Origin of the sequence: Sphaerisporangium sp. B11E5 (genome assembly GCF_039871875.1) — a bacterium.
GTDB lineage: Bacteria > Actinomycetota > Actinomycetes > Streptosporangiales > Streptosporangiaceae > Sphaerisporangium.
Genome location: NZ_JBDPMD010000024.1, coordinates 1 through 19,948, shown reverse-complemented (window position 1 = coordinate 19,948; position 19,948 = coordinate 1). Strand labels below are relative to the sequence as shown.

Below are 19,948 nucleotides of genomic sequence, written 5' to 3'. Positions count from 1 at the left end.
AGCGGAACAGAGAGAACCGACATGACCCACCGCAAGCACAGCCTCCAGGCGTCCCCGGCCCAGCAGGGCATGTGGGTCGGCGAGCGCATGGGCGCGGGACCGGCGTACCGCATGCCGCTCGCCCTGTGGTTCGACGGCGACCTCGACGTGCCCGCCCTGCTCGCCGCGTGCGGCGACGTGATCGCCCGCCACCCGGTGTTGTCCACCACCGTCGAGGAGAGCGGCGACGGCTTACGCCTGGCCCCGGCGGCGGAGCCGTCCGTGACGCACCTGCCGGACCCCGGCGACCTCGACCGGCTGGCCGCGGACGAGACGGGCCGCGGTTTCGACCTGGAGAAGGGCCCGCCGGCCCGGTTCACGCTCGCGCCCGCGGGGCCGGGGCGGCACCTGCTGCTGTTCACGGCCCACCACCTGGTCTTCGACGGCATGTCCAAGGACATCCTGGTGCGCGACCTCGCCCGCTTCTACGCGGCGCGGGCCGGCGGCGGCCCCGGCGAGCCGGTGATGCCGCTGTCGTTCGCCGACGCGGCCGGCGCCGAGCACGAGCGTGTCGCGGCGGCCCTGCCCGCCGCCCGGGAGTTCTGGGCCGGGCGGCGGCTGGAGCCCGCCGAGATCGTGCTGCCCGGGCAGCGGCGCACCGCGCACCGTTACGGCGAGGGCGAGGAGATCGCCGCCGGCGTCGACCCCGGGCTCGGCGGGGACGTCGCGGCCGTGGCGCGGGCGGCGGGAGCGACGACGTTCGAGACGCTGGTCGCCGCCACGCACGCGCTGCTGTTCCGGTACGGCGCGCGGAACGCGGCGGTCGCGGTGGACCTGACCACGCGCCGGCCGGAGACCCGCGATCACATCGGGCCGTTCGTCAACGAGTTACCCGTGGTCGCGCGGCCGGAGCCGGGGCGGTCGTTCGCGCGGTTCGTCAGGGACGTCCGTGGTGAGCTGCGGGAGGTGTACCGGTTCCGGGAGGTGCCGATCTCCCTCAGCGTGCCGCGCGGCGCCGCCACACCCGTGTCCATCAGTTATCGCAGGAACGGGCCGGAGCCGGTGTTCCCCGGCCTGCGGATCACCGTCGACCGCATGATGTTCGGCGGCGGCACACGCAACGCGCTGCACCTGCAGGTCGTGGACGGCCCTGACGGGTTCGCGGTGAGCCTGCGGTTCGACCCGGCGGCGATCGACCGGGACGCCGCCGGACGTTTCCTCGGCGGCCTGCGGGCCCTGCTGCGGCACGCCGCCGACGAGCCGGAGACCCGTCTGGCCGACCTGGCGGTGCTGCCCCCGGCGGAGCTGCGGCGCGTGCTCACCGAGTGGAACGCCACCGGGGCGGCCTACCCCGCCGGCGCGACGCTGCCCGGCCTGTTCGCCGAGCGGGTGCGGGAACGGCCGGACGCGGTGGCCGTGACGTTCGAGGGCCGCTCGCTCACCTTCGCCGAGCTGGACGCCACCGCGGAGCGGATCGCCCACCGGCTGCGGCGGGCCGGGGTCGGGCGCGGGGACCTGGTGGCCGTGCACCTGCGGCGGTCCGGCCTGCTGCTCGCGTCCCTGCTCGCGGTGCACAAAGCGGGCGCCGCCTACCTGCCGCTCGACCCGGGCCACCCGGCGGACCGCCTCGCCATGATCGTCACCGATGCCCGCCCCCGGCTGCTGCTGTGCGAGACCGCCGCCCCCGCGCACCTGCCGGGCCCGGTGCTCGTCGTGGACGAGGAGCCGGACGGCCGTCCCGCCGCCGCGGAGGACCAGCCGGCCGGCGTGGAAGGCGTGGATCCGGCGCCGTCCGGGACGGCCCGGCCGCCGCTGCCCGGCGAGATCGCGTACGTGATCTACACCTCGGGCTCCACCGGGCGCCCGAAGGGTGTCGAGGTGGACCACGGGAACCTCGCCAACCTGCTGCTCGCCATGCGTGACCGGCTCGGCGCGGACCCCTCCCACACCTGGCTCGCCCTCACCTCGCCCGCGTTCGACATCTTCGCCCTGGAGGTCTACCTGCCGCTCGTCACGGGCGGCCGGGTGGTGGTCGCCCCGCACGGCGCGGTGCGGCGGCCGGAGGCGCTGGCGCGGCTGGTCGCCGAGCAGGGTGTCACCCATGTGCAGGCCACCCCCTCGGTGTGGCGCCTGCTGCTGCCGGGCGGCATCGGCGGGGTGACCGCGCTCGCGGGCGGCGAGGCGCTGCCGGCGAGGCTCGCGGACGAGCTGCGTGCCCGCTGCCCCCGCGTCGTCAACGTGTACGGCCCCACCGAGACGACCATCTGGAGCACCGCGGGGGAGCCGGGCGCGACGGTCACGATCGGCCGTCCCATCGCCAACACCCAGATCTACCTGCTCGACGCGGCCATGCGGCCGGTGCCGGTGGGCGTCGCGGGCGAGCTGTGCGTCGCCGGGGCCGGGGTCGCGCGCGGCTACCGTGCGCGGCCGGACCGCACGGCGGAGCGTTTCGTGCCCGACCCGTACGGCCCGCCCGGCTCGCGGCTGTACCGCACCGGCGACCTGGCGCGGTACCGGGGGGACGGCGAGATCGAGTTCATCGGGCGCCAGGACGGCCAGGTCAAGCTGCTCGGCCACCGCGTGGAGCTCGGCGAGATCGAGGCTCGCCTCCTGGACCACCCACGGGTGGGCGAGACGGCGGTGATCGCCCGCGACGGGGAGACGGGCGATCCCCGCCTGATCGCGTACGTCGTGCCCACGGCCGGCGCGGCCCCCGAGCCGGCCGAGTTGTCCGCCCACCTGGCGCGCACCCTGCCGCAGCCGCTGCTGCCGAGCGCGTACGTGACACTGGACGCCCTCCCGCTGACCCCCGTCGGCAAGCTCGACCGCGCGGCGCTCCCCGAGCCGGCGCGTGCCCCGGCCGTCCCCGCGGAGGACCCCGGCGAGGCGGCCGACCTGGTCGAGGAGGTGCGGCGCATCTGGCGGGAGGTGCTCGACCCCGGCGACGCGGACATCGCGCCGGACGACGACCTGTTCGACCTCGGCGGGCACTCGCTCACCATGACCCAGATCACGGCGCGCATCAGGGAGCGCCTCGGGGTGGACGTGTCGCTGGACACCTTCTTCGACGACCCGACCATCGGAGGCGTCGTCGGGGAGATCACGCGCCTGCGCGCCGGGGCCGCCCCGGTGGCCGACGCCTCGGACGAACCGGAGACGGCGGCGGTGCGGCCCCGGCCGCCGGGGTCCGCCCCGCCGTTGTCGTTCGCGCAGGAACGGCTGTGGTTCCTGCAGCGGTTCGACCCGGACGACGCTTCGTACAACATGTACCTCGTGCTGCGGCTGCGCGGCCCGCTGGACATCCGGTCGCTCGGGGACGCGCTCGACGGGGTGGTGGCGCGGCACGAGAGCCTGCGCACGTCGTTCCCCGACATCGACGGCACGCCGATCGCGGTCATCGACCCGCCCGGCCCGGTGCCGGTGGAACGCATCGACCTGAGCGGTTCGCCCGACGCCGAGCAGGAGGCCAGGCGGCTGGTCGCCGCGCGCGTCAACGCGCCGTTCGACCTCGCCGCCGCGCCCCCGCTGCGGGTGAGCCTGCTCACCCTCGGCCGCGACGACCACGTGCTGTGCTTCTCGCTGCACCACATCGTCGCCGACGGCTGGTCCAACAGCATCCTGTTCGACGACCTGTTCGCCCTCTACCAGGCCCGGGTCACCGGCACCGAGCCCGGCCTGCGGCCCATGACGGTGCAGTTCGGCGACATCGCGTCGTGGCAGCGGGAAAGAGACTCAGGCCCGGCCGCCGAGGAAGCCCTGGCGTACTGGCGCCGCCGCCTCGCCGAGCCCGCCCGGCTGGAGCTGCCCACGGACAAGCCCCGCGGGGGGCGGCCGGACGGCGCGTTCCACATGTTCCGGGTGCCCGAGGACGTCGTGGGGCGGCTGGAGCGGCTGGCGCAGGAGCACGGGGCGTCCCTGTTCATGGTGCTGGTGGCCGCTTACCAGGTGTTGCTGGCCCGGCACACCGGGCAGGACGACATCCTCGTCGGCACGCCGTGGGCGGCCCGCGACCGGGTGGAGCTGGAGCCCGTCATCGGGTACCTCACCGACACTCTGGTGCTGCGCGGCGACCTCGGCGGCGACCCGGCGTTCGGCGACCTGCTGGACGCCACCCGCCGCACGGTGCTGGAGGCGCACGCCCACCGCACCGTGCCGTTCGAACGGCTCGTCGGCGAGCTGGGTGTGCCACGCGACATCCACCACAACCCGCTGCTGTCCACGATGATCATCCTGCACAGCCAGGTGGGGGACGGCACGCCGCCCGAGCGGGTCGGCGACCTCGGGGTGGAGCTGTTCGACGGCGGGTACCGGCAGGCGAAGTTCGACCTCGCCCTGGAGACCTGGCGCGGCGAGAACGGCCTCCTCGCGGCCCTCGGCTACGACGCCACGCTGTTCCACACCGCCACGGTCGAGGGGCTGGCGGCCCGCTTCGAGACGCTGCTGCGGGGCATCGCGGACGCGCCACGCACCCCGATCTCGCGGCTGCCGATGCTCACCGCCGCCGACGAGGCCGCCACCGCGGCCCTGGCCGAATGCCACGCGGCCGACGGCGCCACCCTGGCCGAGGGCCACGCGGACGACAGCGCCGTCCTGGCCGGGAACCGCGCGGCCGACGGCGCCGCCCTGGCCGAGGGCCACGCGGACGACGGCGGCGCCACGGTGCCGGAGCTGTTCGCGCGGACGGCCGCCGCGTCACCGCGGGCCACGGCGCTGGTGTGCGGCGGCGAGCGGGCCGGGTACGCCGAGCTCGACACCCGGGTCACACGGCTCGCGTCGGCGTTGCGGCGGCGCGGCGTCACCCGCGGGGACGTGGTGGGTGTGTGCCTCGGCCGGTCGATCGACGCGGTCACGGCGCTGCTCGCCGTGTGGCGGGCCGGCGGCGCGTACCTGCCGCTCGACCCGGAGTACCCCGACGAACGGCTCGCCTTCCTCGTGCGGGACAGCGGCGCCCGCCTGGTGGTGACGGACCCCTCGCTCGCGTCCCGGCTGCCCGGCTCCGTCCCCCTGGTCACCCCCGCCGACGCCGGAGGCACCTGGCCCGCCCCCACCGCCGATCCGGGCGACGCCGGAGGCACCTGGCCCGTCCCCGCGCCCGGCGACCCGGCGTACGTCATCTACACCTCCGGCTCCACGGGCCTGCCGAAGGGCGTGCTGGTGGAGCACGGCGCGCTGGCCGGGCGGGTGCGCTGGATGCGGGAGGCGTACGGCCTCGGCCGGACGGACCGTGTGGCGCAGTTCGCGTCGCTCAGCTTCGACACCCACGCCGAGGAGCTGTGGCCCGCCCTCACGGCGGGCGCCTCCGTGCTGCTGCTGCCCGACGGCCCGGCCACCCTGCCCGACGTCCTGCGCACCCCGGAGGGCGGGCGGGTCACCGTGCTCGACCTGCCCACCGCTTACTGGCACCGCCTCACCGAAGCCCTCGGCGACGTGACCTGGCCCGAGCCGCTGCGGCTGGTCGTGCTCGGCGGCGAACAGGCGCACGCCGCCGCCGTGGGCCGCTGGCGCGCCCGGTTCGGCGACCGGGTGCGGCTGGTCAACACCTACGGCCCGACGGAGGCCACCGTCATCGCCACGGCGGCGGACCTCGGCGCGGCGGACGCGCGGACCACCCCGCCGATCGGCCGGCCCATCGGCGGCACGATCGCCCGCGTCCTCGGCCGGTACGGCGAGCCGGTGCCGCCCGGCGTGCCCGGCGAGTTGTGCCTCGGCGGCGCGGGTCTCGCCCGGGGCTACCTCGGCCGGCCCGCGCTGACCGCCGAACGGTTCGTGAGCGACCCGTCCGGCGCCCGGCTGTACCGCACGGGCGACCGGGTGCGGCTGCGGCCGGACGGGAACCTGGAGTTCCTCGGCCGGTTCGACGGCCAGGTGAAGGTGCGCGGCTTCCGGGTGGAGCCGGGCGAGGTGACGGCGGCGCTGCTCACCTGCCCCGGGGTCCACCAGGCCGTGGTCACCGCGGACGGCGAACGGCTGGTGGCGTACACGGTGGGCCCGGCCGACCCCGGGGAGCTGCGCCGCCGTCTCACCGCGACGCTGCCCGCGCACCTGGTGCCCACGGGGTGGGTACGGCTGGACGCGCTGCCGCTCACCGTCACCGGCAAGGTGGACCACGCGGCCCTGCCGGCGCCGGCGCCGGAACCCGCCGCGCGGTTCGTGCCGCCCCGCACGGACGCCGAGGCGCTGGTGGCCGGGGTGTGGGCGGAGGTGCTCGGCCTGGACACCGAACGGGTCGGCGCGCTCGACGACTTCTTCGCCCTCGGCGGCCACTCGCTGCTGGCGACCCGGGTCGCGGCCCTGCTGCGCAACGCGCTGGACACGGACGTACCGATCCGCATGGTGTTCGACCAGCCGACCGTCGCCGGGCTCGCCACCGCGGTCGAGACGCTGCTGATCGAGCAGCTCTCCGGCCTGACCGAGGACGAGGCGGCCCATCTGCTGGAGGAGGAGGTGCCGAAGTGACCGGCTCGGGGGCGGAGGGCCTGTCGGCCACCAAACAGGCGCTGCTGGCGCAACGCCTGCGCAGGGGCGCGGCGGCCGTGCCGAAGCGGACCGTCCCGGCGCGGCCCGAGGGGGAGCCGCCGCCGTTGTCGCACGCGCAGGAACGGCTGTGGTTCCTGGAACAGTTCGCGCCGGGCACCACGCAGCTCACCATCCCGCTCACCATGCGCCTGCGCGGCCCGCTCGACGCCGAAGCCCTCGGTGCCGCGCTCGACGCCGTGGTGGCCGGGCACGACGCGCTGCGCATGCGGTACCCCGCGACCTGGGACGGGCGGCCCGAGGTCGTGATCGCGGACGAGGCGACGCTGCCGCTGACCGTGCTTGACGCGCCGGACGAGGCCACCGCCCGTGCCCTGGTGGAAGGCTTCCTCTCGGCGCCGTTCGACCTCGCGGAAGGGCCGGTGGCGCGGGCGCTGCTGGTGCGGCTGGCCGACGAGGACCACGTGCTGGTGGTGGCGGTGCACCACATCGCCGCCGACGGCTGGTCCGCCGGCCTGCTGCTGCGCGAGGTCTTCACCCGCTACGCGGGCGGCACGCCGCCTGCCCCCGAGGTGGGGTACGGCGACTACGCGGCCTGGCAGCGCGGGCTGCCGGCGCCGGAGCGGGACCTGGACTTCTGGCGGGAACGGCTGGCCGGCCTCGAGCCGCTGGACCTGCCGTCCGACCGGCCCCGGCCGCCGGAGCGCACCTACTCCGGCGCGGCGTGCGGGTTCCCGCTGAGCGCGGAACTCACCACCGCGCTGGCCGGGCTCGGCCGCGCGCACGGGGCCACGCCGTTCATGACCATGCTCGCCGGGTTCGCCGCGCTGCTCGGCCGGTACGCGGGCACCGGCGACGTCGCGGTGGGCTCCCCGGTGGCGGGACGGCAGGCACCCGAGCTGGACGGGGTGATCGGCTGCTTCGTCAACATGCTGACCATGCGGGTGGACCTGTCGGACGACCCGTCGTTCGGCGACCTGCTCGACCGGGTGCGTGCCGTCGCCGTGGACGCCCTCGCCCACCAGGACGTGCCGTTCGAGCAGCTCGTCTCCGAGCTGGACCTGCCGCGCGACGTGTCGAGGTCGCCGCTGTTCGGCGTCATCCTGGCGATGCAGAACTTCCGCGGCGGCGCCTTCGAGCCGCCCGCCGGGCTGAGCGTGGCGGACTTCCCGCTCGATGCCTGGGCCACCCGGTACGACCTGGAGCTGTACGTCGCCGACGACCCCGGCGGCGGCATGTCGGGGCTGTTCGTCTACAACACCGACCTGTTCGAGGCGGCCACGGTGGAACGGCTCGCCGGCCACCTGCGCACCCTGCTGGAGCGGGTCGCCGCGCGGCCGGACCTGCGGCTGTCCGAGATCGACCTGCTCACCGACGAGGAACGGCACCTCGTGGTCGAGGGGTGGAACGCCACCGCCACCGAGTACCCCGGCGCGGCCACCCTGCACGGCCCGATCGAGGAGCAGGCGGCACGCACCCCTGGTGCGGTCGCGGTGCGTTTCGAGGGGCGGTCGCTGACGTACGCCGAGCTGGACGCGGCGGCCACCCGGGTGGCGCACACCCTGCGCCGCCACGGGGTGACCCCGGGGTCGGTGGTCGCCGTCTGCGCGGAACGTTCGCTGGAGCTGCTGCCCGGCCTGCTCGGCGTGCTCAAGGCGGGCGCCGCGTACCTGCCGGTGGACCCGGACTACCCGGCGGACCGGATCGCGTTCATGGTGTCGGACGCCGCCCCCGCCGTGCTGCTCACCCAGCGGAGGATCCGGCCGTCCCTGCCGGACACCGCCGCGGTCGTCCTCGACCTGGACGACCCGGACGTGTGGTCCGGCTCCGGCCCGCTGCCCCCGCTGTCCCCGGTGGACCCTGGGGACGTCGCCTACGTCATCTACACCTCCGGCTCCACCGGCCGCCCGAAGGGGGTGCCGAACAGCCACGGCGGCATCGCCAACCGGCTCGACTGGATGCAGGAGCGGTACGGCCTCGGCGCGGGCGACGTGGTGGCGCAGAAGACGCCGGTGAGCTTCGACGTGTCGGTGTGGGAGCTGTTCTGGCCGCTGCGCCAGGGCGCGACCCTGGTGCTCGCCACTCCCGGCGGGCACAAGGACGCGGCGTACCTGCGCCGGTTCCTCGTCACCGAGAAGGTCACCACCGTCCACTTCGTGCCGTCCATGCTCGCCGCGTTCCTCGCCGAGGACGGCGCGGCGGACTGCCGTGCGCTGCGCCGCGTGATCTGCTCGGGCGAGGAGCTGCCCGCCGACCTCGCGCGGCGCTGCGTGGAGACGCTGCCCAGGGCCGGGCTGCACAACCTGTACGGCCCGACCGAGGCGGCCGTGGACGTGTCGTCCTGGCACTGCCGGCCCGCGACGCTCGCCAAGGCGGCCCGGGTGCCGATCGGCACGCCGGTCGCCAACACCGCCCTGTACGTGCTCGACGCCGCCATGGCGCCGGTGCCGGTCGGCGTGCCCGGCGAGCTGTTCATCGGCGGCACCCAGGTCGCCCTCGGATACCTCAACCGGCCGGAGCTCACCTGCGAACGGTTCGTGGCGAACCCGTTCGGCCGGCCGGGGTCGCGGCTGTACCGCACCGGTGATCTCGCCCGGCGCCGTCCCGACGGGGCCCTGGAGTTCCTCGGCCGCATGGACGGCCAGGTCAAGCTGCGCGGCCTGCGGATCGAGCTCGGCGAGATCGAAGCGGCGCTACGTGCCCTGCCCGCCGTCAGGGACGCCGCGGTGATCGTGCGCGAGGACCGCCCCGGCGACCCGCGCCTCGTCGCGTACATCACGCCGGTGGACTCAGGGGCGCTCGACCAGGTGCTCGACCACGCCGCCGTGCGGGCCGAGCTGAAGAAGACGCTGCCCGACTACATGGTGCCGGCCGGCTGGGTCACGCTCGCCACCCTGCCGCTCGGCCCGAGCGGCAAGCTGGACCGCCGCGCGCTGCCCGCGCCGGTCGCCGGGCGGGACGCCGCGGTCGAGTTCATCGCGCCGGACACCCCCACCGAGCGGGCCCTCGCCGCCATCTGGAGCGAGCTGCTCGGCGTCGAGGCGGTCGGCGTGGACGACGACTTCTTCGACCTCGGCGGGCACTCCCTGCTCGCCACCCAGGTGGTGGCGCGGCTGCGCAGGCAGACCGGCGCCGAGGTGAGCGTCATGGACGTGTTCAAGCAGCCCACCGTCCGCGAGCTGGCCGCCCTCGCCGACACCCCCGCCGACCGGCGCGGCCCCCGCGCGCTGCTGCACCGCCTCACCCCGGCCCGCGCCACACCGCCGGTGCTCAGCTACGTGTGCGTGCCGTTCGGCGGCGGCAGCGCCGTCGTGTACCAGCCGCTCGCCGACGCGCTGCCCGACGGGCACGCGCTGTGGGCGCTGGCCACCCCCGGGCACGACCTCGGCCTCAGCGAGGAGCGGCTGGAGTTCGAGGAGCTCGCGGCGGCCTGCGTGCGGGAGATCCTGGAGAACGTCGAGGGCCCGGTCGTGGTGTACGGCCACTGCGGCGTCGGCTCGGCGCTGAGCGTGGAGATCGCGCGGCGGCTGGAGGCCGCGGGCCGGGAGCTCACCGCCCTGTACATCGGGGGCATCTTCCCGTTCGCCCGGCCGCGCGGCGCCCTGATGTCGCGGATCGCGAAGTTCGCCGAGGCGGAGCGGCTGCGCGGCGACCAGCGGTACGTCAACTCGCTCATCTCGCTCGGCCTGGAGATCGGCGACATCGACCACACCGAGGCCCGCCGCATCGTGCGGAACATGCGGCGCGACTCGCGGGACGCCGAGGACTACTACACCCGCCTGCTCGCGTCCGGCACCGAGCGACTGCGGGCCCCCGTGATCAGCGTGGTCGGCACCGAGGACCCCGCGACGGACTACTACCAGGAACGCTTCCGCGAGTGGCACTTCCTGACGTCCACATCGGCGGTGGTCGTGCTCGCCGAGGCCGGGCACTTCTTCCTGAAGTACCGGGCCGCCGAGGTGGCCGAGATCGTCACGACCGCGCACCGGGCGCTGGACGGCTCCTCGGAGGACGAGCTCAGGAGACCGGCGCGCGGGCCGGACGCCACCTGGTGGCTGCACGAGGTGTCCCGTTCGGACACCCCGGTGCGGCCGGCCGGGGCGCAGCCGAGCCTCGCCCGGTTCCTCGCCGTCGCGTCCAGCCAGCTCGTGTCGATGACCGGGTCGGCGCTCACCGAGTTCGCCGTCCCCCTGTGGATCTACACCACGACCGGGTCGGTGGTGCAGTTCGCCCTGCTGGCGGTCGTCGGCCTCGTGCCCGGCCTGCTCACCGCCCCGGTCGCCGGGGCGATCATCGACCGGTCGAGCCGGCGCCGGGTGATGCTCGCGGGGGACGCCGCCGCGTTCGCCACCCAGCTCCTGTTCGGGCTGCTGCTGTGGACGGGCAACCTCACCACCGGGACCACATGGGCGATATATCCGCTGCTGGCCTGCCTGTCGGTCGCGCTCACCTTCCAGCGCATCGCGTACGCCACCGCCCTCCCGCAGCTCGTCCCCAAGCACTACCTCGGGCACGCCAACGGCATCATGCAGCTCGGCTTCGGCACGGCCCAGCTCCTCGTGCCGATCTTCGCGGTGGGGCTGCTCGCCGGCATCGGGCTCGGCGGCATCCTGCTGCTGGACGTCCTCAGCTACACGGCCGCCATCCTCGTGCTGCTGGTGGTGCGGTTCCCCGCCACCATGGCCTGGCGACGGCGCGAGCCCATCACGTCCGAGATCCTCGGCGGGCTGCGGTACTCGCTCGGGCACCGCGGCTTCCGCGGCATGCTGCTGTTCTTCGTCGTGCTGAACGTGTTCCTGTCGCCGCTGCTGCTGATGTTCGGGCCGCTCGTGTTGTCGTTCGCCGGGCTCGCCGACGTCGGCCGGGTGTCCTTCCTCGCCGGCGTCGGCACGTTCGCCGGGGCGCTCATCATGATCGCCTGGGGTGGCCCGCGTAAGCTGCGGCTGCGCGGCGTGCTGCTGTGCACCCTGGCGCTCGGCGTGTTCAGCGTCGTCACCGGCCTGCGGGCCGACCTGGTGGTCATCGCCGTCGGGGTGTGCGGCATGACGGCCTGGGTGACCCTGCTCAACGGCATCTACACGACCATCGTGCAGGTCAAGGTGCCGCAGCGCTTCCACGGCCGGGTGTTCGCCATGAACACGCTGATCGCCTGGTCCACCCTGCCCATCGGCTTCGGCCTGGTCGCCCCGTACGCCGCCTCGGTGCTCGACCCGCTGCTCATGGACGGCGGGGCACTCGCGTCCAGCGTCGGCACGCTCATCGGCACCGGCCCCGGCCGCGGCGTCGGCTTCATGTACCTGCTGTTCGGCGCCGCCATCCTGGTGGTCGCCCTCATCGCCCTGCGCGTGCCCGCCCTCGCACGCTTCGACCAGGAAGTACCGGACGCCGTCGCCGACGACCTGGTCGGCCTCCAGGCCCTGCGCGCACGCAACGAGACAACGGAGACCCACAGATGAGCGAGACCACCACCGAACTCCGCCGCGAGCTGGCCGGCATGATCGCGAGCGCCTCGGACGGCGAGGTCCGCGCCGAGGACGCCCTCACCGCCCGTCACTCGCTCTCGGCGCTCGGCCTCAGCTCACTGGCCCGCATCCGCCTCATCGACGCCATCGAGGACACCTACGGCGTGGACGTCGACCTCAGCGGCGACCTGTCGTCCTTCGAGAGCGTGGACGCCCTCGCCGCCCACGTCGCCGAACTGCTGGCCGCCCGATGACGACCCGCACGGTGGCGTTCCACGGCGCGCGAGAGGGCACCGCCACCCTGACCTGGGGCCAGCGCCTGATGTGGCGTGCCGTCCACCTCATGGGCGACAGCCAGTCCTTCCTCAACTGCCCCTGGGTCCTCCCCGTGTACGGCAAACGCGACCTCCCCACCGTGCTCGACGCCCTGCGCGTCCTGCTGGAACGCCACGAGACCCTGCGCACCACGTTCGCCGCCACCGCCGACGGCCCCGTCCAGCGCGTCGCCCGCACCGGCCACCTGACCGTGGACCTGGTCGACGCCGGCCCCGACCGCGCCCTCCAGGTCGCCGAACGCCTCGCCACCGACCTCAGCACCACGATCTTCACCCACGACCAGGACCTCCCCCTGCGCTGCGCCGTCGTCCTCAAGAACGACCGCCCCATGGCCCTGGCCTTCACCTTCTCCCACCTGGCCGTGGACTTCCAGGCCCTGGCCCTGCTGTCCACCGAATGGCGCGCCCTGCTGCGCGGCGAGGACCTGCCCCCCGCCGACTGGCACCCGAGGGACCAGGCGGCCCTGGAACGCGAGGAGTCCTACCAGACCCGTTCAGAACGCTCGATCCGCTACTGGCGCTCCATCCTGGAAGACGTCCCCCTGGACGTCTTCGACCACCCCCCAGGCGACCCCGAGACCCCCCGCTTCATCGAAGTCGGCATGGAGTCCGTAGCCCTGGCCATCGCCGCCGAACGCCTCGCCACCCGCTGGACCATCAGCACCACCAGCGTCCTGCTCGCGGCCTGCGCCACCGCCCTCGCCACCGTCAGCGCCCGCCCCAGAGCCGTGATGCAGTTGGTCCACAGCAACCGCCGCGACCCGAGAACCCGCACCATGGTCGGCACCGTAGGCCAAGACGGCCTCTTCGTCCTGGACCTCCCCACCACCACCTTCTCCACCACCTGCCAGGAAGCCCACCGCAGCGCCCTCATGGCCTACCGCAACGCCCACTACGACCCCTTCGCCATGACCGCCATGCGCGAACAGATAGGCCACAAACGCGGCAGAGAACCCGACCTGGACGCCTTCCTCAACGACCGCAGAGGCGGCACCACCTGGCCCAGCCTCCCTGCAGCCGAAGAGCTAACCTCCCTCCTGCAGAAAACCCGAACCTACGTCACCAACGCCTGGCCCGGCGTCCGCTTCAAAATCTTCTTCACCATAGGCACCGCCCCCGACACCGCCCAACTTAGCGTCATCATCGACACCGCCTACCTCTCCCGAGAAACCGCCAAGACAATGCTCCTCGGCATCGAGTCCCTCCTCACCCACAGCCTCACCGAGGACATCCCCATGACCACCGCCGCGAAGCTGATCGGAGTCACACCACCGAGCTAGCCCTCACCGCACTTTTCCGGCGCACAAACGCCGCGGCTCCGGACCCCATGGCCGGACCCATGGCCGGACGCCTCGCGCGGACGCGTCCGGTGCGCGGACACCGCAGCTTCGGGACATCATGCGCGGGCGCCATGGCCAGCCGCCATGCGCAGATGCCTCGCGCAGACGCCTCGTGCGGACGCCTCGCGCGGACGCCTCGCGCAGAAGCCTCGCGCGGACGCCTCGCGCGGACGCTTCGCCCGGACGCGTCCTGCTCCAGGCTGTGCCTCCGATCGGCGCCGACGCGGCGGGACGTGGTACGGCGAATCCGGCGCCGCCGTACGGCGGTCCACACGCATGCTCACCAGCTGGCGGTTCCGGTCCGATCAGCTCACTTTCCGTTGTAGTGGCTCACGCCATCAAGGTGTGCAGTTCATGGGCGACGGGAAGGGTGCGGGCCTTCTGGGGCAGGGTGTTGAGGAGATGGGCGGCGATGTGGCGGCCTGCGACGCTGCCGGAGGCGGCGAGGGTTGTCACCGCGTGTTGGAGGCCCTCGGTGACGTCTCGGTCGCGGACCAGGCTTACGGCTCGCATGAGTTCGAGGTTGGCGAGGCCGTGGGTGTTCTCCGGGTGGGTGGTGAGGGCTTGGTCCAGTACCGCGCCTGCCCGGTCGTCGCCGAGAAGGGTGTAGACGTAGGTCTCGTTCCACAGGACCGCTTCCAGGGGGAAGCCGTGGCCCGAGTGGTCGGCGGTGACGTGGTCCGGCAGGCGGTCGAAGGTTCGTCTGAGGTCGCCGAGCGCGGCGTGCGCGCCAGGGGCGTCGCCTCTCCCTACCGCTAGATAGGTACGCACGGCGTGTCCGTAGACGAGTCCGGCCGACGGCGCTCCCTTGGCGATCGCTTCGGCCTCGTCGATCAGTTCTGCCGCCGCGCCAGCGGGTCGCTTTTTCCAGAACGCGTTTCCCGCCTCTTGCGTGCGGATCCACACCGACAGATCGCGGTCGCCGGAATCGTCGGCCGCGTGGCGTGCTGTCCGCCATGCGACCCGTGCGGCCCGCACATCGTTCACGGCGCCGAACTCCTTGGCCAGCATGCCGGACAGCCGGGCGCTGACCCGCAGGAGGCCGGCCTGAATGAGCGGAGGGTTCCTCTGGCCGAGCAGGCGGCCGACGGCGACGACTTCGGCGGTCAGATCCTTGATCAGCGAACCACCCCGCCAGGTGGCGATCAGGTGGTCGTACTCGTGGACCGTCCGGTCCCAGTCATCGATGTGGACGCGTTCGCCGAGGGCGCGCTCCGTCCCGGCGAGGACGTCCTCCAGGACTCCCGGTGGGATCACGGCTCCGGCGCTCAACGCCGTGAGGAGCCGTATGGCGGCACGACGTTCCATCTCGTCGTCCTTATCGGCTGATTCGGAATTTGTCTCGATGGTACCCCGGCGCATATCTGCCATAGCAGCATGTAGCGCCCGTGCCACGAGTTCCCCGCCACTTCCGAGTTCCTTGTCGAGAGCCATGACCGCATCGGCGGGCGGCCGGTTCTTCCCCTGTTCCCACTTGCCGATCAGCGAGTAATGCCACCGGATGCGGTCGGCGATTTCACGAAGGCTCATACCGCTGCGCTTCCGAAACTCCCGCAACGCGGAACCGAATTCCACCCACTCGCCCGAATTGCCAGGCTCTGCCGGTCCGGCCATCGCTCTCTCGCATCCGTCTCAGATGTCGCATCGACCCCGACGCGACGTCCCGCGTCTTGTTCCTCAGAGCTCCCACCTCCAACTATGGCACTGGTCAACGCGCCGTAAAGCGAAATCCCCTCAAGCACGATCACGCGGACGAAGTCCTTTGCCGAACATCTGGAGACCCGGACAAATGCGAGATCCCGCTCCCCACCACATGACCACCGGCACCCTGCTGGGCGTGCGCGAACTGACCGCTTCGCCGGAATCGGCGTCATTGGCACGGAAGTATGTGAAAACCAAACTCGGTGAGGATCATCCGGCTCTGGACGATGTCACACTTCTGGTCTCGGAGCTGGTGACCAATTCCACCCTCCACTCGGACTCCCGTCACAGCGGAAAGGTGACCCTGGCGATCGCCGACTGCCACGACCGAATTCATGTGGACGTCGTGGACGCCGGAGGCCCGAGCACCCCCCACGTCCGTCACGACGGCCTGTCCGAGGGCGGACGGGGCCTGCTGCTGGTGGAGACGATCTCGCTCGCCTGGGGCGTCCACACCGGCGAGACCGGCCGCACGGTGTGGTTCCAGGTCGGGTACCGGCCCGCCGGGGCATGCGGTCGCGCGGCGGGCCGAACGACGCCGGCGTGGTCAGGCGACGTGGGATCGGCGGACCGTGAGGTCCCGGACGAACACCGCGACGAGCAGGAACGCCGCGGGGAGGAAGGCCATGCCCAGCCCGAGGGCGAGCATGACGCCCCACACCGTCATGACGATCGCCCCGGTCGCGTCGGCCACGGTAGTGCCACGGCCCGCCAGGTCGGCGGCGACGGGGATCACCGCGGCCACCACGGGCACCCCCAGCAGGTAGGCCGCGGCGGAGCCGGAGTCGCCGATCGTGAAGGGTGTCAGCACGGCGGCCGTGACGACGGTCAGCGCCAGCGCGGCCCAGCGAAGGACGCGCGAGGCGTTGGCCGGGGCCCGGCCGACGACCACGCCTCCCACCACGACGGCGACGACGAGGACGAGCAGTGTCAGAAGGCCGATCATTACTGATCCCGGAGGGAGGCGAGACGATGGCGGGTGAGCCGCTTGTCCCAGAATCGTGCATGGAATCGCACCTCGTCCACCCCTCGCCGGTCACCAGCCGTCCCTGTCTGCGCGAACCGGGCCGACCGGTGCGGCGGGTTCTCAGCCGAGAGCCTGGTCGAGGTTGAAGGCGGCGCTGATGAGAGCCAGGTGGGTGAAAGCCTGGGGGAAGTTGCCGAGTTGTTCGCCGGTGTGGCCGATCTCTTCGGCGTAGAGGCCCACGTGGTTGGCGTAGGTGAGCATCTTCTCGAAGGCCAGGCGGGCTTCGTCCACGTGGCCGGCGCGGGTCAGGGCTTCCACGTACCAGAAGGAGCAGATGGAGAAGGTGCCTTCGTGGCCGGTCAGGCCGTCGGGGCTGGCTTGGGCGTCGTAGCGGTACACCAGGGAGTCGGAGACCAGGCCGCGGCCCAGCGCGTCCAGGGTGGAGAGCCACTTGGGATCGGTGGGGGAGACGAACTTCGCCAGGGGCATCATGAGGACGGAGGCGTCCAGCAGGTCACCGTCCAGGTGCTGGACGAAGGCGCCGAGTTCGGGGGACCAGCCGCGGCGCATGATCTGGCGGTAGATGGTGTCGCGGGTGTCGCGCCAGCGGGGGATGTCCGCGGGGAGGCCGCGGCGGGCGGCCATGCGCATGGCGCGTTCGATGGCGACCCAGCACATCAGGCGGGAGTACACGAAGTCGTGGCGGCCGCCGCGGGTCTCCCAGATGCCCTCGTCGGGTTGGTCCCAGTTGGCGCAGACCCAGTCGACCAGGACGCACAGTTCGTCCCAGCGGTCGCTGGAGATCGGCTGGGCCCACTTGTCGTACAGGTAGATCGAGTCGATGAGGGCGCCGTAGATGTCGAGCTGGAGCTGGCCGGCGGCGGCGTTGCCGACGCGGACGGGGACCGAGCCCTGGTAGCCCGACAGGTGGGGCAGTTCGCGTTCGGGGATCTCCCGGCCGCCGTCGATGCGGTACATGATCTGCAGCGGGCCGGCGGGGCAGCCGTGGCACAGGGTGACGTGTTCGGACAGGAAGCCCATGAAGGCTTCCGCCTCGTCGGCGAAGCCCAGCCTGAGCAGCGCGTACACACAGAAAGCGGCGTCGCGGACCCACACGTAGCGGTAGTCCCAGTTGCGCTCGCCGCCCATCAGCTCGGGCAGGCTGGTGGTCGGCGCGGCGACGATGCCGCCGGTCGGGGCGTAGGTGAGGAGCTTCAGCGTCAGCGCGGAGCGGTGCACCATCTCGCGCCACCGGCCCCGGTACCGTGAGCCGGCCAGCCAGCGGCGCCAGTACGCGACCGTGGCGGTGAACTCGTCCTCCGCCTCGGCGATCGCGCATCCCCGCTGCGGCAGCGCGGTGTCGCCGCGGTCCAGGGCGAAGACGGCTGCCTCGCCCTCGTGCAGCTTGAACCGGGCCCGCACGTCCACGCCGTCCTGCTCGACGGGCACCGTGGACTCCAGGGTCAGGCTCATCGACGGGGACGTGAAGACGGCCCGGTCCTCGTACGTCCGCACGGTGTGGGACTCGGTGGCGTACCCGAACCGGGGGGCCACCAGGGCGCGGAACGGCAGCGCGCCCCGCACGCAGACGACGCGGCGGATCAGGCGGTGCCGGTCGGCCTCCCTGGGGTCCTCGGGGATCGGCATGAAGTCCTGGATCTCGCCGACGCCGTCGGCGGCGAAGAACCGGGTGATCAGCACGTTGGTGTCGGGGAAGTAGAACTGCTTGGTGGTGCACCCCGGCAGGTCGACGGCGAGCTCGAACGACCCGCCGCGCTCCGCGTCCAGGAGGGTGGCGAACACGCTCGGGGCGTCGAACCGGGGCGAGCAGTACCAGTCGATCGTGCCCCGCGTGTCCACCAGGGCGACCGTGCGCAGGTCACCGATCAGCCCGTGCTCGGCGATGGGCGGGTACGCGCCGCCAGGACCGCCGTGTCCGTCCTCAGGCATGACTTCACGCTATGTTCGCGGTTCTTCCCACCGGCCCTGTGCTTTGCCAACAGGGCGCCATGGTTCCGTAAGCCCAGGTCGTGCCGTCCGGCGCCGAAGTTATCCACAGTTTCCACAGAGTCGTACACAGGTTCGAATCCTGGCTCTACCGTTGGTCCATCAGACGGCTCTCCCAGGCCCAGGCGGCGACTTCCACACGGTTGCGCAGCCCGAGCTTGGCCTGGATACCGGAAAGGTGGCTCTTGACCGTGCTCAGCGAGATGAACAGCTCGGCCGCGATCTCCTGGTTGGTGCGGCCCCGCGCGATGGCCCGCACCACCTCGACCTCTCGCTCGCTCAACGGCCGCACGGGTTCCCGCGCGTCCGCCGTCACCGGCTCCGTCAGGTGGCGCAGCAGCCGCAGCGTGACCGACGGCGAGACCAGAGCGTCGCCCGCGTCGGCCGCACGCACCGCCTCCACCAGCAGGGCGGGGCCCGCGTCCTTCAGCACGAACCCCACGGCCCCGCCCCGCAGCGCGCCGTACACGTACTCGTCGAGGTCGAACGTCGTGACCACCACCACCCGCAGTGGATCGGCCACCCCCGGCCCCGCCAGCGCCCGGGTCACCTCGATCCCGTCCAGGCGCGGCATCCTGATGTCCACCAGGCACACGTCCGGCCGCAACCGCCGCGCCAGCGCCACCGCCTCGGCACCGTCGGCCGCCTCACCGACCACGGTGATGTCCGGCTGGTCCTCCAGGATGAGCCGGAGTCCTCCGCGCACCATGGCCTGGTCGTCGGCCAGCAACACTCTGATGGTCACCGGCGTCTCCGGGCGGGGAGCGGCAGGGTGGCACGCACGGACCAGCCGGTGTCGCCGGCGGGGCCGGCGTGCAGGGCGCCGTCCAGGGCTTCCAGGCGTTCCCGCATGCCGGTCAGGCCGTAGCCGGTGCGGTGGGGGTGGGCCGGGGTGGCGGGTGCGTCGTCGGTGACGTCCACGGTGACGGTGTCGCCGTTCTCGGTGACGGTGACCGTGACCGAGGTCGCGTGCGGGGCGTGCCGCGAGACGTTGGTGAGGGACTCCTGCACGACGCGGTAGACGGTGCTGGTGATCTCGGGGGGCCATGAGGGGGCGGTGTCCGGAAGGCGCAGGCGTACGGCGGGGCCGTGGCCAGCGAAGCGTTCGACCAGGTCACCGAGCCCTTCGGGGGTGGACGTCGGGGGCGGGCCGTCGCCGGTGTCGCGCAGCACGCCGACGACGCGGCGGGTGGCGGCCAGGGCGTCGGAACCGGCTGTTTCGATGCCCGCCAGCGACTCGCCCACCTTCTCCGGGTGCTTGCCGGCGACCAGCCGCGCGGCCTGCGCCTGCACCACGATGCCGGTGATGTGGTGGGCGACGACGTCGTGCAGCTCCCTGGCCAGCGCGAGTCGCTCGTCGCGGCGCACCGTGTCGGCGACCGCACGGCGATGAGCGTCGAACAGGCGCAGGTTCAGCCCGACGGCGAGCGCCCCGAACCACCCCGCGCCGCTCAGCACCAGCACAGCCGGCACACCGGGCGTCTGGGCGGCGAGCCCACTGACCACCACCACCCCGAACCCCGCCGCGGCGATCGCCCCCGCCCGGACCACCGGCAGCACCCGCACCGCCGACCCGACAAGCACAGACAACGCAAGCGTCATCGCCGGCCCCGGCTCCCCCGGCAACCCAGCAACCCGAGCAACCACCACAGCAACCCCCGCCACCCCCACCCCCACCAAAGC

9 protein-coding genes are annotated in these 19,948 nt (G+C 73.2%); 4 read left to right on the top strand and 5 right to left on the bottom strand.

Annotation, left to right across the window (positions count from 1 at the left end):
* Window positions 1–21: 21 nt before the first annotated feature.
* The 4 genes from ABGB17_RS21570 to ABGB17_RS21555 are packed head-to-tail and all read left to right on the top strand — an operon-like array spanning window position 22 to window position 13,530.
* A complete protein-coding gene (locus tag ABGB17_RS21570; RefSeq protein ID WP_347632284.1) occupies window positions 22–6,435 on the top strand; it encodes an amino acid adenylation domain-containing protein in 6,414 nt (2,137 codons plus the stop codon).
* Complete coding sequence (locus ABGB17_RS21565) at window positions 6,432–11,909, top strand: amino acid adenylation domain-containing protein (RefSeq protein WP_347632282.1); 5,478 nt, start codon at window positions 6,432–6,434, stop codon at window positions 11,907–11,909. The genes ABGB17_RS21570 and ABGB17_RS21565 overlap by 4 nt, the downstream gene beginning before the upstream one ends.
* Window positions 11,906–12,169, top strand: a complete 264-nt coding sequence (locus ABGB17_RS21560) for a phosphopantetheine-binding protein (protein WP_347632280.1) — start codon at window positions 11,906–11,908, stop codon at window positions 12,167–12,169. Before ABGB17_RS21565 ends, ABGB17_RS21560 begins: the two co-directional genes overlap by 4 nt.
* A complete protein-coding gene (locus ABGB17_RS21555) occupies window positions 12,166–13,530 on the top strand; it encodes a condensation domain-containing protein (RefSeq protein ID WP_347632278.1) in 1,365 nt (454 codons plus the stop codon). Before ABGB17_RS21560 ends, ABGB17_RS21555 begins: the two co-directional genes overlap by 4 nt.
* Window positions 13,531–13,920: 390 nt before the next feature.
* Here ABGB17_RS21555 and ABGB17_RS21550 read toward each other — a convergent pair whose 3' ends face one another.
* The 5 genes from ABGB17_RS21550 to ABGB17_RS21530 all read right to left on the bottom strand — a co-directional run bounded on the left by ABGB17_RS21550 (window position 13,921) and on the right by ABGB17_RS21530 (window position 19,867).
* Window positions 13,921–15,204, bottom strand: a complete 1,284-nt coding sequence (locus ABGB17_RS21550) for a helix-turn-helix transcriptional regulator (protein ID WP_347632276.1) — start codon at window positions 15,202–15,204, stop codon at window positions 13,921–13,923.
* Window positions 15,205–15,838: 634 nt separating this feature from the next.
* Entirely contained in the window at window positions 15,839–16,237 is a 399-nt protein-coding gene (locus tag ABGB17_RS21545; protein WP_347632274.1) for a hypothetical protein, read from the bottom strand.
* Window positions 16,238–16,378: 141 nt separating this feature from the next.
* Window positions 16,379–18,208 (bottom strand): glycoside hydrolase family 15 protein, encoded by a 1,830-nt coding sequence (locus ABGB17_RS21540; protein WP_347632272.1) that lies wholly within the window; start codon window positions 18,206–18,208, stop codon window positions 16,379–16,381.
* 145 nt (window positions 18,209–18,353) lie between these two features.
* Window positions 18,354–19,010, bottom strand: coding sequence for a response regulator transcription factor (locus ABGB17_RS21535; protein WP_347632270.1), 657 nt, complete (start codon window positions 19,008–19,010; stop codon window positions 18,354–18,356).
* Window positions 19,007–19,867, bottom strand: a complete 861-nt coding sequence (locus ABGB17_RS21530; protein ID WP_347632268.1) for a histidine kinase — start codon at window positions 19,865–19,867, stop codon at window positions 19,007–19,009. Before ABGB17_RS21530 ends, ABGB17_RS21535 begins: the two co-directional genes overlap by 4 nt.
* Window positions 19,868–19,948: the final 81 nt, after the last annotated feature.

What these genes read in the sequence shown, in the direction of transcription:
- ABGB17_RS21555 (WP_347632278.1), top strand. Translation starts at nt 12,166, where the DNA reads ATGACGACCCGCACGGTGGCGTTCCACGGCGCGCGAGAGGGCACCGCC.
- ABGB17_RS21540 (WP_347632272.1), bottom strand. Translation starts at nt 18,208, where the DNA reads ATGCCTGAGGACGGACACGGCGGTCCTGGCGGCGCGTACCCGCCCATC.
- ABGB17_RS21530 (WP_347632268.1), bottom strand. Translation starts at nt 19,867, where the DNA reads ATGACGCTTGCGTTGTCTGTGCTTGTCGGGTCGGCGGTGCGGGTGCTG.
- ABGB17_RS21560 (WP_347632280.1), top strand. Translation starts at nt 11,906, where the DNA reads ATGAGCGAGACCACCACCGAACTCCGCCGCGAGCTGGCCGGCATGATC.
- ABGB17_RS21545 (WP_347632274.1), bottom strand. Translation starts at nt 16,237, where the DNA reads ATGATCGGCCTTCTGACACTGCTCGTCCTCGTCGTCGCCGTCGTGGTG.
- ABGB17_RS21550 (WP_347632276.1), bottom strand. Translation starts at nt 15,204, where the DNA reads ATGGCCGGACCGGCAGAGCCTGGCAATTCGGGCGAGTGGGTGGAATTC.
- ABGB17_RS21570 (WP_347632284.1), top strand. Translation starts at nt 22, where the DNA reads ATGACCCACCGCAAGCACAGCCTCCAGGCGTCCCCGGCCCAGCAGGGC.